Source organism: Acidobacteriota bacterium (genome assembly GCA_028875725.1).
Taxonomy (GTDB): domain Bacteria; phylum Acidobacteriota; class Thermoanaerobaculia; order Multivoradales; family Multivoraceae; genus Multivorans.
In genome coordinates, this window is sequence record JAPPCR010000006.1 from 1149798 (window position 1) to 1163126 (window position 13329).

The window sequence follows — 13329 nt, forward strand, 5'->3', positions numbered from 1 at the left end:
AGCCCCTCGGCCGGACGATTCGGGACGCCGGATCAGCGATGGACGTCCGCGTTCTCGCACTACCGTGCGGCCATGTCGCCCGCACGGAACATCGTCCTGTGCCTCGACGGCACGTGGAACCGGGAGGACGGAGAGTGGCCTACCAATGTCGTCCGAACGAGTCGGGCGGTGGCGCCGTCGACGGACTCGGGCCTTGCGCAGCTTCGGTACTACGACCGGGGCGTGGGGACAGGACGCTTCGACCGGGTGCGTGGCGGCGTGGTTGGCCTTGGTCTGGCTCGCAACGTGGAGCAGGCCTACGTCTGGCTGAGCCGTCGCTACCGGCCGGGTGACCGGATCTTCCTCTTTGGCTACAGCCGGGGCGCGTACACCGCGAGGAGTCTGGCCGGCCTCATCGGACTGTGCGGTATCGCTGACCCGGAGCGGTGTTCTGCCGCCGGCCGCCAGGTCGCGGATACGGCATTGGAGGGGATGTCGATCTACCGCCTTGCTTCGGGGCCGGCACGTGAGGACCGGGCGGCGCTCTACCAGGAGAACTGGACCCGCTCGACGATTGGCGGCGGTTCGGGCAGTGACACGGACGTGCGCGGTGTCCACTTCGTGGGTGTCTGGGACACCGTCGGATCACTGGGCCTGCCACTGAGCGGCCTGCGGTGGATCGCCGCCCGACGCCACCGCTTTCACGACGTGAGCGTCGGCGATCACATCCGCCATGCCTACCATGCGGTTGCAATCGATGAGCGGCGGCGGCCCTTCGCACCGGCGCTATGGCTGCACGAGCCCGAGGCGGTCGAGCGGGTGGAGCAGGTGTGGTTCCCCGGCGTTCACGGGGATGTCGGTGGCGGCGGTCCGGCCGCCGGCCTTTCGGCGGGCGCTCTGCTCTGGATGTGGTCGAAAGCCTGGGCGGCAGGCCTTGCGTTCCGACCCGAGAGCGTCGAGACGGTCAAGCCCGATCCCCTTGGCGTCCTGAGTGATTCGCTGTCGTTCGTCTACCGGGTCTGGGGCTCGCATGACCGTCCGGTGGGCGCCCGCGACGGAGATGGCGAACCGGCCGCCGCCGGCGAAGCCCTGCACTGGTCCGCGCTACGACGCCTTGAAGCCGGCGAGACGCGCGCCTACCGCGACGGAGTGGCAGGCCGCACCGTCCTGCCGCTGTTGGAGCGTGGTCTGATCGGCCGGGCCGTCGTGGGGGCCGCCGAGGAGGATCCGCGCTCGATCGCCTGGCGGGCTCCGAAGGCCGGACCGATCAGCCGCCTACGGGCTCAAGCCTGATCGCAAGGTCGGACCAGATCCAGCCGGGCTGCGCGGGCTCGTTGTCGTACTTACCGCGGAAACCGAAGCCGACCGCCATCTGCTGGCCGGTGCCGAAGGGAATCTCGGCGATGTTGGGCCGGGCCGCGGAGCGGACGAGTTCGTTCCCGTCCGAATCGGCGATCGTGAGGAGGATGCGTCCCGCGCCAGCGTCGAAGTCGAAACGGACGCCGTACGTCTCTCCGGCCTGCATCAGGTAGCGCTCGACCACACGCTGTTTCTGGGTGTGCCTGATGCCCCAGTCGGTGCGGTAGAAGACCTGCGGGGGGCCGCCCGGACCCTTGGCGATGCCGAACCCGAAGAGATCGCGGTGCCCGTCGCGTGCGAACCAGAAGAGGTTGTGGTTTCTGGACGGGACCGCGTTCCATCCGCCGTGGTAGACGCTGAAGCGGAACACGGCTCGCCGGTAGAGGCCCGGAGGCACCTCGAGCCGGGTTTCGAGACTGGGGCTGGCGCTCGTGGCGCTGTGAAAGGCCCCGGCCAGGCCGAGACGGACCACGCCTGGCTCGGCTTCCGGGACCTCCGGGCCCGTCGGTGGCTCAACGGCTCTTCGTTCGTCGGCTGGCGTCGCGGCCGACCGCTCAGGCCCGATCCGGGCAGCGGCGGCCCAGGCGACTCCCCGGGCCTGCCGGCAGAGGTCGATGAAGGTCGAACGATCGCGGCCCTCCGGGAGTCTGGCGGCGATGTCGACGACCGCCTCGGTCATCGTTTCGGCGATCCGCTGCTGGAGCTCGATTGCCTCCCGGCCCGGCGGGCGGTGCCGGAAGGCTTCGACGATGTCCTTGCGTTTCATTCCGGATCTCGGTCCTACTCGCCGCGCTCGGCGAGCAGGACCTTGTGGATGTTGTCGAGCAGGCGATTGCCGGCCTTGATCTCGCCCTTGATCTCGGAAACGGACTTGGCGACTTCCGTGACGCGCCCGTCGAGTCGGGACAGGTCGCTGTGCGTGGGGAGTTGGCTGCCGGTGGCCTCGAGTACGGAGACGCGTTCCTTGGCGTTGGAGAGCTCGCCTCGCAGCCCATTGATCTCGCCGGTATGGACGGCCTCGATCTCGATGATCTTGCTCTCGTTCGCCTTGCCGCGTGCGGTCAGGTGGGAATAGACCCCGTTGACGACCACGAGGAGGACGGGCCAAAGAGTGCCGATGGCTTCGAGGTTCATGGCGCGTGCCTGTGTCTTCCTGCGGCCATGTCGGCCAACGAGGCATGGCTTCGGTACGCCCCGCCCGTCCACTCGCCAATCGCGAGGATGCTCCGGCGCCGGCGCATTCCGTGGGAGATGTGGAGCCAGGCTGGACGGCCGAAGCCGCCGCCGTACTCGTGGATGACCTGGTCGATGTCGAGTTCTTCGACCAGGAGCGCTGCGACCGCGAACAGCCAGCCGGTCCCGGTCAGGAGGTCGACGCGGCCGTCAAGACTGTTGGCTACCAGATCCAGCGGAAACCGCCCGCACGCCCGCTCCGGTGTCCATCCGGGCCCGAGACGGATGTCGGCGGCTTCTCCGAGACAGTGTTGGGATCGCTCCGCACCGCCGACGCGGCGGTTCAACTCGATGCAGCGGTAGCCGCTGTTGACGCGGATCGGCCAGTCGAAGAGGTGCCGGAGAGGTTCCAGCGTGGTGGTCGCGAGCCGTTGCAGCGCTCCTTCGACCCCGGCGGGAGGCGCGCATTGCCGGCGCCAGAGTTCGGGATCCCGGCGAGCCGTTCCCGACTCGATCATCTCGGCAAGAGTGAAGTGAGCACTGAGACGTAGGGTTTCCGCCATGGCCGGCCATTCTGCGCCCGCGTCGTGACTCTGCCTCCGGGCGACGTGTCACGACGAGAAGGCTCCGAACAGGCCGGCTTCAACGGCCGTCGATGATGCGCCGCACCTGGCGGACACTCAGACCGTGCCGGCGGGCGATGGCGCTGTAGTTCGCGCCGTCGAACTGCTTCTTGATTCTCGCGTTCCTGCGCGCGCGGCCCAACTCCGCCCGCACCGTACTCGCGGTCGGCGCGGCGCCGTCGAGGCTCTCGGCCACGGCCAGCACGATCATGGCCGCGCGCTCCTCCTCGTTGCCGACCGCGCCGAGCCAGGCGGGCGAACGCATCGTGCGCCAGACCGCTGCGAGGAGACCGGCGACGCTCTTCTGGGCCGCCGTCACGAGGGTGCCTCCGCCGCAGCCATCGGAGCAGCCATTCTCAGGCCACCTTCGTCTCTCGCCTCCCGGCAACGTCGAGGCGGCCAAGAAGCGCGGCGACCGCTCCATCGTCGGGAAGGATGCGCTCGTCCAGGCTCTCCTCTGCGTACCGTTGCGGATCGAGCACCGCGTCGGCGACGGCAGCGGTGATTCGATCCTCGCCGCGGGCCGCGGCTTCGAGGAGGCAGTCGTCGGCCAGGGCGGCCAGGTCGAGCCAGTTGCGCGCCTGGGCCGAGGCGCCGAGGGCAGCGGTCGCCTCCGGTTCGATCACGATGGCGCGTCCGCGCCTGTTGAGCGCCCGTTCGAGGGCGGCCTCGGCTTCCTCAGGCAGCAGGCCCGCGAGCCACAGCCGGTCGGAGCGCAGTCCGAGTTCCGGTATCGACGCCGCCCGGTCGGCTTGGCCGAGCAGCACGATCCCGAGCAATCGGGCGACGCCGAGCCAGGACAGCTCCCGAAGGCGCTTCAGGGCCCGCAGCGTCGCGCGGTGCAAGACGTGCGCATCGTCGATCAGGAGGATGACCGGGTGTGTCTGGGCGCCCTGTCCGAGTACGCGCCGCACCTGATGGCTGCGCGCTTCTCCGGAACGGCGTGGACGTTCATGGGGCGCGAGCTCGCGGATGATCGCGCTCTCGATGTCGCCTATGTGAAGCCGCTCTCGGCCCAGGCGCAGCGGCTCGACGGTCCGGATGTCCCGGAGGCCACGTAGCGCCTGGCGTACTGCATGGGTCTTGCCGGCGCCGCGAGCGCCGAGAATGGAGACGAGGAGTTGCGCCTCGGCGGCCGCCTCGACCGCCTGGGAGACCCGGGTGGCGTCGGCGGTCGGCAGGTGGCAGCCGGCCCAGGGGTCGGCCGGAAGCCCGAAGCGTCTGTGCAGCAGTGCTTTCACGGTTTGTTCCCTTCTTCGGTCAACTTGCCGCCGAGGAGAGAGCCTGAAGCCGATTCGCGAGTTCGACGACCGCTTGCCGCTTCAGCCCGTGGCGTTCGAGGTATGCGGCTGCGGCGTCGCGGTTCTCGGGCGAGAGTGGAAGGGGGTAAAGCTCGGCCAGGTCACGCATCGCCTTCTCCAGGTTGCTGTAGCAACTGGCGTCCAGGGGATTGTCTAGCGGGACGGGAGGCGCCGACCGGGTCGGCATGGCGGCTACGCCCGGTATCGAGACGGCATCACTACGACGGTAGAGGTCGGCGCCGGCGTTGCCCGGAGCGCTTTGCCGGGCGACCGCGTCGGCCTCGGTCAGTCGCTCAAGCGGCGTGGCCGGCGCCGACCGGACTTCACCGTAGGCGCGTGGGCGGTAGGGGTGCGCGAGCGCCCGTTCGCCCGTGGCGGGGTCTTCGATCACCAGGACATCCTCGCCCGGGTCCGTGACGAAGGTGCGGCGGGCGATGACGCGCCGACCCGCCAGCCGGGGCGCGGACTCCGCCTCGATCTCGTACTCCCGGCCACCCCAGCGGACGGTGCCTGAGACGTCGACCCGGCGCCGAACCTCCTTTGCCAGCGTCTCGAGCGGGTTCTCGGGCAGACGGCGGAGCCGGTTGTCGGCGGGGCGTCCGTTGCTCAAGGCGGTCCAGGCGGCGGTTCGGCTGACGGTGCGGCCCGCGACCCTGGTTCGCGACGGTCTTCGCTGGTTCTCCCTGGCTTCGAACTCGGCAAGCCGCACGTTCAGCTCGGAGAGGGTGAGCTGGTCCTTTGCGTTGAGGAACAGGCTTCTCTCGAAGCGCGACCATCGGGTGCGGTGGCTGCGCTCCACGCCGCCCATTCGTTCCTTTGCGTACGGAGCTCCGGTGACGAGGGCAATGCCGAGGCGGTGGAGCAGATCGCCGGCAGCCCGGGACTTGAACAGCGCTCCCTGGTCAGTCCAGAGGTCGTCCGGTACTCCGTGCAGGGGAGCTCTGAGGTCACCCCTGTCGGCCAGCGCCCAGCAGAGGAACTCGATCGCGCCAATGGCGTCCTCACCCCGGGCCACGGCGTAGCGGGACACGACGTAGCCGGTGCACATATCCCAAAGCGCGTAGACGAGCACGCGCTGCCGCTCGGGGCCAAGCGGCTTGTTCTTGTAGCCCGTGGCGGCATATGGCCGTCGGTGCGTCCTGAGGAGCCAGTCGTCCGCACCGTCCCCGGTCCGGAACCGGCGCACCGGGACGAGATGCTCGGAAGAGGAACCGTCAAGCTGGACTGCCTGCATCGGATACTCGGCGCGCATTCGACTGCGCAGCTTCGGCCGCCGCAGGCCCAGCTCCGTGCGTGCGATCCGCTGCGCGGTGGCAACGGGCATGGTGGCGGCCTCAGGCGGGAGTTCCCCGCTTTCGAGCCCGGCCTGGATGGCCAGGTCGAGCGGAACGGGTTTCGGCGCGCGGTGCGCGATGGCGACCGCGGTCCGTGTCCAGTCCCGGTAGCGGGGCTGTTGCGGAGGCCGTTTTCGGCTCGTTCCGCCGACCGCGGCGGCGCGCCAGACGGTTGCCTCGGAGACACCGAACAGCGTCGCCAGACGTGCCACGGTTCGAGTTCGCGAGCCTCTCGGCGCTTCGCTCAGGGTTTCAACGATGGTGGTCACGGCGGCGGGCGAGAGCGATGGCGGCACGAAGAGTCGGAACGGAAGCAGTCGCGACCGGACGCACTACGGAAGGCGCCGATAGTCGCTGTTCATCGTGAGGCGCCTGTCGGCGTGTCCTGGCGAGAGGACAGCGCGAGATCGTTGATCCTCTCGATGTGGTCGGTGGCGATGGCGGCAAGGTTGAGCAACCGTTCCCGGCCCGAGCCGGGAATCGGATGCGCTTCTCCCAGCACCATCTCGGCGGTCAGGAGGAGGTCGGCGAGCTTGCCCTCGATCTTCTGAAGCGCCTCGAGCAGCTCGCCGAGCCGACGGCTCGGGCTCTCCTCGTTCCGGGCGACCGTACCGACCACTGACCGCTCTGGCTCCCTGACGAGCGGTTTCTCTTCCTTCGCCTCGTGGGATTCGATCAGTTCGCGGATCGCCCTGTTGCGTTGTCGCGGCGGCCGGGACAGAAGCTCGGCGACCTGCTTGTCGGTCGCGTCGGCTAGCTGGACGCCGGCGTCGATCGCGCTCTTCATCAGCGCCAACGCTTCCGAGGGCCGGCTCTGTGCCAGCTCGCGTAGCTCTCGCCGGCGTCGTGCTACAGACCAGGTGTCCACCATCAGGCGTGCCCGCCGACGGTCGATTGGCGTCTGCGACTCGACGAATGTGTAGAAACTCGGCGTCGACAGGCAGTTCACGGCGGATGATCCACAACGACTCCATGATCTGAGCCTCGATCAACTGCGCGAACGTACGCGCAGTCATGTGCAGGGCTCGGATGCGGCCAGCCGCCTCGTGAGCCGCGGGGCTCGGCGTCAGGCTCGTTGAGCCATGTGGGATCAGGCCCTCACTATTGTCGGTCATCAAACTCCTCCCAGGTAGTTGTGGCCGGCGTCGGCAAGAGCCAGCCTGTACCTCTCGCTGATGCGGACGATCTCCGGCGAAAGCCGCCAGCCGCTTTGCAGCCGCTCGGCCCAATCGGCTGCTTCCATGTTCTTCAGAGCGCGGAACACCTGGTCTCGCGAGCTGCCGAGCTGTGACGACAGGGAAGCCACTGTCTGGGGCTCGAGTGGTTGCCGGCCAAGGGCCGCCACAACCGCGAGCAGCACCTGGGACGCCTGCGAGATGTAGTCGCCGGGATCAGTCGGCATCGGACCGCCTCTTGCCGGATCGCTTCTCCAGAGTTGACCTCCGGAAGAACTGGCGGCCGATCTCCTCCGCCTTTTCGAGCCGCTGCCGGCGCTTGGCGAACCGCACATCGCCGCTTGCCAGCAGATACTCGAGGAGCCGGCGGGACCAGGTGTTCCTCTGTGGGAAGGCATCGGCCCGGTCGCGTCCGTCGGCGTAGCGCCGGATGACGTAGTCGTAGGTCGCGCGACGGATTCGCAATGCCTTACAGAGCGCGTTGGGCGAGCGCAGCCGGCCGTTCGCCCCGAGAGCCATCGCTTCGGCCAGTTCCCGGCCCTTCGGATCGGGAACTGGCGCCGGCGTATCGGCGTCTTCCTGCTCAGGTACAGGTCGGGCGATGCCTTGCGGCCACGCAAGATCCACCGGCCAGTGATTGGAGAACCACCGAAGAGCCCGCTCGAGAGTGCGGGTTCGCAGATCGGCGCCGGCGACGATCTGGCTGTGCCTGGCGCCGTGGTTCCAGACCAGGGTCGATACCCGAGCGGGGCTCCTGCCCGAGACGGCGCAGTAGAGAGTGAAGAGGTGGAGGATTGTGTCCCGGTAACTCACGGCGGAGGACCATACGGTACGTATACCGCGATCGCAAGCCCCCGAGGCAACTCTTTATCGTGAGAGAGACGCGGGATCGTGTCACGGGTGATTCACGGTGCGCGCCCATACGGTAAGTGTTTGCGAATCGCAAGCCCTCGGCGTGTCGGTTTCTTGTGATGAGAGTGCGAACGTGGATTCTCGTTGCCCTACACCGGCGCGATGCGGTAGGCTTACCGCGTTTTGGGGCTGACAGAGGATCTGCTGCGGGCGGTAGATCAGAGCGAGTTTTCAGACCGCGAGCTGTCCCTGCGCGCCACGGGCAATGCGGACGCGATTCGCAACATCCGGCGGGGCGCCAGGCCGCGGACGGACACGGTCGAGGCTCTCTGTTCGGCTCTCGGGTTGGCGGTCTATCTCGGTCGCGCCCGGCCTCCGCCGCTCGACGAAGCAGCTCGTAGTTCCCCGGCCCCGGACTCGGCGACGCCCTGTCAGCTCCGCAGCGCGTTTCGGATGGTCGCCGACGGCCTTCGCAGCGTAGGCTTCGAAGTGCGGGAACCGGGTTCACGCAGAGGCCGCCGGCGCCAGGACTCGCGCCGCACGGCATCGGAGTAGTCAGGGCGATAGAGAAGCCGTAGCTCGGCACCTGATCCGCGATCAGGTGGGCCGGGCTGAGAATGTGACAAGCGTCGGCCTGTGGGCGTCACGGGCGGCGCGGAGGATCGCCTGCCTGGTCTGTCGAACCACGACAAGGAGGCACCCACGATGACGATCCTGCGCCCGAACCCCAACGCGAACGTGACGCCGGGCTTCCCCGGTCCGATCTCCCGCCCGTCTCCGCCCTTCGGATTCCGCCTGGTGGGCGAGGACGACGAGGGGACGCGAGTGCGGTGGTACCCCGCGGTCGATCAGTACGAGGTCCGGATTCGGGAAGACGGCGAGGAGTACGACGGGACCGTCTTCACGACCTCGGCGTACCACACGTTCCCGGATCTCGAGGTGGGCCAGAAGTACTTCTTCCAGGTTCGGGCGATGAGCGACCTGTCCGGTACGAGCGAGTGGTCGGTGGAGATGGAGCTGGAGCCGACGCTGATCACGCTTCCGCCCGACTGCCAGCCTCCGAACCTCACGGGCGGCAAGGTGTTCACCGAGTCGGGCACGTACGACTGGCCTCATGACGACATGGGCACGGCGATGCTGGTGCTGCGCGGCGGCCAGGGCGGCCAGGGGGGACACGGCGGCGCGTCGGGAACGGGCTACGTGAAGTACGAGGGCTACCACGGCCTCACGACCACCTATGGTTCGAGCGGCGCGGCGGGCAAACGCGGAGCGACAGGAAGTCCGACGACCGTGGCGATTGGAGAGCGCAGCTACGAAGGCGCGGGCGGACGATACGGGGATGGCGGCGCCGGCGGTCGGTCGAACGCCGGCAGTAACAGCGGCGGCACCCATGTTCTTGGTCACCCCGGAGACTTCGGCCGCGTGGCCACGCCCGAGTTTCACGTGGTCCACGATCTTTCGAAGGGCGACACCTTCACGATCACCATCGGTGCTGCTGGTGCTGGCGGCGAAGGCGGGAAGGGCGGCAACAGCGCGGCCACGAACTCGCGCGTCACCAGCTTCGTCCTTGCGGACCCCGAAGGCGAGCATGGCAGTGCCGGCCCCGCCGGCGAACAGGGCGCGCGAAACGGAACTGTCCAGGTCATTCCGCTGGTTTGACCTTGGGGCTGGTGGCCGCGTCGAGAATGTGACAGGCGTTGGCCTCTGAGCGTCACGGCCGGCGCGCAGGATCGCCCCAGACCTGGCACGCCGGCAAGCAGCCGTCGGCTGAACGACTGAATCACAGGAAAGGGAATCCATGACCGCCACCTTCAACCCCAGGCCCACACGCTTCCAGTTCTCCTTCCGGAACGACACCGCGACCGTCTCCTGGGACTTCGGCGTCGACCACTGGGAGGTCGAGTGGGAGGAGGCCTCGGATCAGCGGCCCTTCACCGGCAACCAGAACAAGATGGTCACCACCAAGCGCGAGTTCACGCTGTCCGGGCTCGTCGTCGCGCGCAACTACGGCTTCCGCATCCGGCCCGTCAACGACGTCGTGGGCGCAGGCGACTGGGTTACCCACCTCCTCCACCACCGGGTGCCGTCCGCCGTGGCGCCCGTCAGCCAGACCTTCACCGAGTCGCAGGCCTTCGAGTGGCCGTGGGAAGATGCCTCGGAGGCGATTCTGGTTCTCCAGGGCGGCCAGGGAGGCTCGGGCGGCGGCGGCGGCGGGGGAGCGTCTCCCGGCTTCAACATCGGCTCGACGGTGCCCAACGTCGGCTACGCGGCGCTCTACTCCGGCGCCGAGGGCGGCAACGGCGGCGGGGACGGCGGCGGTGAAGGCGGCGACGGCAGGAGCGAGACGGAAAGGCATGGCGCCGACGGAACCGGCCGCGGCGGCGGCGGCGGAGGCTATGGCTTGAACGGCTACTTCGGCGATGGCGGCGCTGGCGGAGACTACGGGGGCAGGGGCCGGCGCACCTACACGCAGAGAAACCACGGACCGCGGGGCGGCGGTGGCGGCGGACCCAAGGGTGGAGACGGCGGATACGGTGGCAGCCCGTCACCAGCCGGCAACGGTCTCGCGACCGGCGGCGCGGGAGGCGGGGGAGAAGCCGGCGCACCGGGCGGCGCGACCACCCTCACGGTCGGCGAAACAGTGCATTCAGCGGCCGGCGGTGCCGGCGGCGGCGGCGGCGGCGGCGGCGGCGTTCCGATCACCGATCTCGCCCGGCAACCCGGGCTCGCGACTGGCGAGGACGCGCGCGGCGGCGGCGGCGGAACGGGCGGAAGCGGCGGAAAGGCGCCGGATAGCGAGGCCTACCTCAACCGGCCGGGAGGCTCGGGAGGCGCCGGCAGTTCGGGCGCCGAAGGCGAGTGCAAGACCGTTCGCCTGGCCGAACTGGCCAGGGGCACGCAACTGACCATCGCCATCGGCGCAGGCGGCAGCGGTGGCGCCGGCGGTTCGGGCGGCAGCGTCCTGGCCATCAAGGCATCGACTCAGACCAGTCTCAGAGCCACCTACGACGGCGAGGCCGGATCGGACGGCGGCACGGGAGCCGCTGGCACGGCCGGCAGCGTGACGATCTACCCGATCAGGAGTTGAAGCAGCCGGCGTTCCGATGAGCTTGCGCCGAGAAGCCGCCAGCCTTCGGGCTGGCGGCTTTCGCAATTCCGTCCCGGGCCGCGCCACCTGACCAGGCCACACGACGCCGACCAGGCGACCCCTTCCCCGAAAGTGACACGGACGTGCCACCGGATGTCCCATCGGGCCTGCAGGATCGCCGCCGATGACCAAGCGACACTCTTTCCGGGCGACCTCCCCGGTCGGACGCACGCGATGAGCATGCGACTCGCAGACTGGGTGGAGCGTCTCCGCTCGCAGACAGACCTGGCGGTTCACGGCGTCTACACAACGGCCGCGGTGCAGTCGAGCGCCGACCGCGACACGGCGTTCGTGGCCTACTTCGCGGACGAGGCGCAGCCCTCGACCGTGATCGGCCCGCCGCGTCAGGAGCACGTCGTGGCGATCTCGGTGCTGCTTCGGGTGCCGGTTCGCCAGGAGGCGAACTCCGAGAGCGTTTCCGGCCTCGAGGCCGTGCGCGACCAGGTCGACGCCGCTCTGCTCGGCTGGACGCCGCCGGGGGCTACCGGCCCCGTCACGCATCGGAGCGGGAAGGCGCTGGATCGACAGGACGAAGGGGTCGAGTGGTGGAGAGACATTTACCAGGCGCCGCAACTACGGTCGGCGTCTTGACCAGAAGGAGCGAATGATGGCCCTATCGGCAGGACGAAAACTGATCTTGGCGAAGATCGAAACGACGGCGGGCACCGCGGTGGCGCCGGCGGCGACCGACGCGATCCTCGCGATCGAGCCGACCCTCACACCCCTCGTGGGCGGCACGGTGAGCCGCGACTTGGTGCGCAGCTTCTACGGCGCCTCGGAGGACTTCCAGGTGGGCTCCCACCAGCAGATCGAGTTCTCGGTGGAACTCGCCGCCTCGGGCACCGCCGGCACCGCGCCGCAGTTGGGCAAGCTGCTCCTGGCCTGCGGCATGAGCGAGACCGTCACCGAGAGTTCGAAGGTCGAGTACGTACCGGTGAGCAAGGACGAGAAGACGCTGACCATCGTCTGCAACTGGGCGGGCCAGCAGCACACGCTGACCGGCTGCCGGGGCACCTGGCAGCTCACGTCGGGCGCCCAGCTCATCCCGCGGCTCAAGTTCACCTTCCTGGGCAAGTGGAACGACCCGTCGAGCGTCGCGGCGATCACCGGGGACTACTCGTCCTGGCAGGCGCCGACGCCCGGCTCCACGACGGACACGCCCACCTTCCAGTTGCACGGCCAGAGCAGTCTGGCCCTGTCGAAGCTGGACCTCGACTACGCCGTCCAGACGGTCCACCGCGAGGTGATCGGGGCGACCAACGAGGTGATCATCACCGGCCGCCAGCCGGCCGGCTCGATCACCTTCGACGCGCCGACGCTGGCGTCGTTCAACGCCTTCACCACCGCGAAGGCCGGCACGACAGGCGCGATGAAGATGGTCCACGGCGGCGCCGACACGGCGGAGAACGCCGGCGACCTGATCGAGATCAACTGCCCGAAGGTCCAGTTGGTCGACCCGCAGTACGGCGACGAGGAGGGCGTCCTCCAGGTCTCCGCCGGTCTCAAGCTGGCGCCGAACAGCGGCAACGACGAGATCAGGTTCACCTTCCGGTAGGACCCGAGTTCGCGGTTCGTCGGCCCTCCCCTTCCCCCTCGTAACCACCCGGGGGAGGGCCGGCGGACCGGTTTCGCTCGCAGGAACCAAGGAGACCGACAATGATGGCATTCAGACTGGCCGACCCCGAGGCGACCTACCCCACGCCGGTGGCGATCGACGTGCCGGCGGCGGACGGAAAGACCGAGAAGCTCGGCTGCGTTCTGCACTTCCGGCTGCTCGAGGCTTCCGAAGTCCGGGACCTTGCCCTCGAAGGAGACGAGGCGTACCTGGCGGGCATCCTCGCCGGCTGGGACGAGATCACCGACTTCGACGGCGAGCCGCTCGAGTTCAACGAGAAGAACGTCGAGAAGCTGGCACGGATCGGCTACTTCACTCGTTCCGTCGCCGAGGCCTACGGCCGCTTCAGCCAGGGCTTGCCGGCAAAAAACTCCGTGGCGCCGCTCGCCACTGGTTCGGCCAGGGGAGCGGCGCGGACGAGACGGAAGAAGACGCGCGCGCGTTCGGCATCCAGATAGATCCGGACTCGCTGCCGCAAGGAAGAGACTTTGATGTTCTGCCCGAAAACTGGGACACGCTGGTTGCGTTCCTCGCAGCCCAGACGCAGTGGCGGCACGGCCCGAGCGGCCGGCTCGTGGGCCTCGACTACGCCGGCGTCCGCGCCGCGGTACGGGGGCTCGTGGCTGACGGCCTGGGCAACGCAAGGCAGGGCAGGAGGCTGAGATGGCAGCGCGTGTTCACCGGCCTGCGCGTGATGGAGGCGGCCGTGCTGGAAGAGGCCGGCAAACGATGAGCGGTCGCTGGCGCGCCACACGGCCCGATGCGGCGAC

General features: G+C 68.9%; 16 protein-coding genes. 7 read left to right on the forward strand and 9 right to left on the reverse strand.

Features of this window, described 5'->3' with window-relative positions; translation table 11 throughout:
- Positions 1–72 precede the first annotated feature (72 nt).
- Positions 73–1272 carry a DUF2235 domain-containing protein gene (locus tag OXI49_06690; protein MDE2690187.1) on the forward strand — a complete coding sequence of 400 codons (1200 nt, stop codon included), beginning with the start codon at positions 73–75 and terminating at the stop codon, positions 1270–1272.
- Here OXI49_06690 and OXI49_06695 read toward each other — a convergent pair.
- The 9 genes from OXI49_06695 to OXI49_06735 form a co-directional block, all read right to left on the reverse strand.
- Positions 1247–2104 (reverse strand): hypothetical protein, encoded by an 858-nt coding sequence (locus OXI49_06695; protein ID MDE2690188.1) that lies wholly within the window; start codon positions 2102–2104, stop codon positions 1247–1249. The genes OXI49_06690 and OXI49_06695 overlap by 26 nt on opposite strands.
- 14 nt (positions 2105–2118) lie before the next feature.
- Positions 2119–2472, reverse strand: a complete 354-nt coding sequence (locus OXI49_06700; protein MDE2690189.1) for a DUF2730 family protein — start codon at positions 2470–2472, stop codon at positions 2119–2121.
- A complete protein-coding gene (locus OXI49_06705; protein ID MDE2690190.1) occupies positions 2469–3074 on the reverse strand; it encodes a D-Ala-D-Ala carboxypeptidase family metallohydrolase in 606 nt (201 codons plus the stop codon). The genes OXI49_06700 and OXI49_06705 overlap by 4 nt, the downstream gene beginning before the upstream one ends.
- 79 nt (positions 3075–3153) lie before the next feature.
- Positions 3154–3453 carry a hypothetical protein gene (locus OXI49_06710; GenBank protein ID MDE2690191.1) on the reverse strand — a complete coding sequence of 100 codons (300 nt, stop codon included), beginning with the start codon at positions 3451–3453 and terminating at the stop codon, positions 3154–3156.
- Positions 3454–3490: 37 nt separating this feature from the next.
- Positions 3491–4375 (reverse strand): AAA family ATPase, encoded by an 885-nt coding sequence (locus OXI49_06715; protein ID MDE2690192.1) that lies wholly within the window; start codon positions 4373–4375, stop codon positions 3491–3493.
- A 19-nt stretch (positions 4376–4394) separates the two neighbouring features.
- Positions 4395–5981 (reverse strand): hypothetical protein, encoded by a 1587-nt coding sequence (locus OXI49_06720; GenBank protein MDE2690193.1) that lies wholly within the window; start codon positions 5979–5981, stop codon positions 4395–4397.
- Positions 5982–6127: 146 nt separating this feature from the next.
- Entirely contained in the window at positions 6128–6718 is a 591-nt protein-coding gene (locus tag OXI49_06725; GenBank protein ID MDE2690194.1) for a hypothetical protein, read from the reverse strand.
- A gap of 165 nt (positions 6719–6883) precedes the next feature.
- Positions 6884–7171 carry a hypothetical protein gene (locus tag OXI49_06730; protein ID MDE2690195.1) on the reverse strand — a complete coding sequence of 96 codons (288 nt, stop codon included), beginning with the start codon at positions 7169–7171 and terminating at the stop codon, positions 6884–6886.
- Positions 7161–7757 carry a hypothetical protein gene (locus OXI49_06735; GenBank protein ID MDE2690196.1) on the reverse strand — a complete coding sequence of 199 codons (597 nt, stop codon included), beginning with the start codon at positions 7755–7757 and terminating at the stop codon, positions 7161–7163. The genes OXI49_06730 and OXI49_06735 overlap by 11 nt, the downstream gene beginning before the upstream one ends.
- 744 nt (positions 7758–8501) lie before the next feature.
- Here OXI49_06735 and OXI49_06740 point away from each other — a divergent pair.
- The 6 genes from OXI49_06740 (at position 8502) to OXI49_06765 (ending at position 13292) form a co-directional block, all read left to right on the forward strand.
- Positions 8502–9455, forward strand: coding sequence for a fibronectin type III domain-containing protein (locus tag OXI49_06740; protein MDE2690197.1), 954 nt, complete (start codon positions 8502–8504; stop codon positions 9453–9455).
- 139 nt (positions 9456–9594) lie between these two features.
- Positions 9595–10884, forward strand: coding sequence for a fibronectin type III domain-containing protein (locus OXI49_06745; GenBank protein ID MDE2690198.1), 1290 nt, complete (start codon positions 9595–9597; stop codon positions 10882–10884).
- A 234-nt stretch (positions 10885–11118) separates the two neighbouring features.
- Positions 11119–11535 (forward strand): hypothetical protein, encoded by a 417-nt coding sequence (locus OXI49_06750; protein MDE2690199.1) that lies wholly within the window; start codon positions 11119–11121, stop codon positions 11533–11535.
- A 46-nt stretch (positions 11536–11581) separates the two neighbouring features.
- Positions 11582–12499: a hypothetical protein gene (locus OXI49_06755; GenBank protein ID MDE2690200.1), complete on the forward strand. Its 918-nt coding sequence runs from the start codon at positions 11582–11584 to the stop codon at positions 12497–12499.
- A 104-nt stretch (positions 12500–12603) separates the two neighbouring features.
- The gene (locus OXI49_06760; protein ID MDE2690201.1) at positions 12604–13017 is read left to right on the forward strand and encodes a hypothetical protein; all 414 of its coding nucleotides are present in this window, start codon (positions 12604–12606) and stop codon (positions 13015–13017) included.
- Between the two features lie 38 nt (positions 13018–13055).
- On the forward strand, positions 13056–13292 hold the full coding sequence (locus OXI49_06765; protein ID MDE2690202.1) for a DUF1799 domain-containing protein: 237 nt from the start codon (positions 13056–13058) through the stop codon (positions 13290–13292).
- The last annotated feature ends 37 nt before the right edge of the window (positions 13293–13329 follow it).

Bases quoted from the DNA above. Each gene is read 5' to 3' on its own strand.
- OXI49_06690 (MDE2690187.1), top strand. From the start codon at position 73: ATGTCGCCCGCACGGAACATCGTCCTGTGCCTCGACGGCACGTGGAAC.
- OXI49_06695 (MDE2690188.1), bottom strand. From the start codon at position 2,104: ATGAAACGCAAGGACATCGTCGAAGCCTTCCGGCACCGCCCGCCGGGC.
- OXI49_06700 (MDE2690189.1), bottom strand. From the start codon at position 2,472: ATGAACCTCGAAGCCATCGGCACTCTTTGGCCCGTCCTCCTCGTGGTC.
- OXI49_06705 (MDE2690190.1), bottom strand. From the start codon at position 3,074: ATGGCGGAAACCCTACGTCTCAGTGCTCACTTCACTCTTGCCGAGATG.
- OXI49_06730 (MDE2690195.1), bottom strand. From the start codon at position 7,171: ATGCCGACTGATCCCGGCGACTACATCTCGCAGGCGTCCCAGGTGCTG.
- OXI49_06740 (MDE2690197.1), top strand. From the start codon at position 8,502: ATGACGATCCTGCGCCCGAACCCCAACGCGAACGTGACGCCGGGCTTC.
- OXI49_06745 (MDE2690198.1), top strand. From the start codon at position 9,595: ATGACCGCCACCTTCAACCCCAGGCCCACACGCTTCCAGTTCTCCTTC.
- OXI49_06750 (MDE2690199.1), top strand. From the start codon at position 11,119: ATGAGCATGCGACTCGCAGACTGGGTGGAGCGTCTCCGCTCGCAGACA.
- OXI49_06760 (MDE2690201.1), top strand. From the start codon at position 12,604: ATGGCATTCAGACTGGCCGACCCCGAGGCGACCTACCCCACGCCGGTG.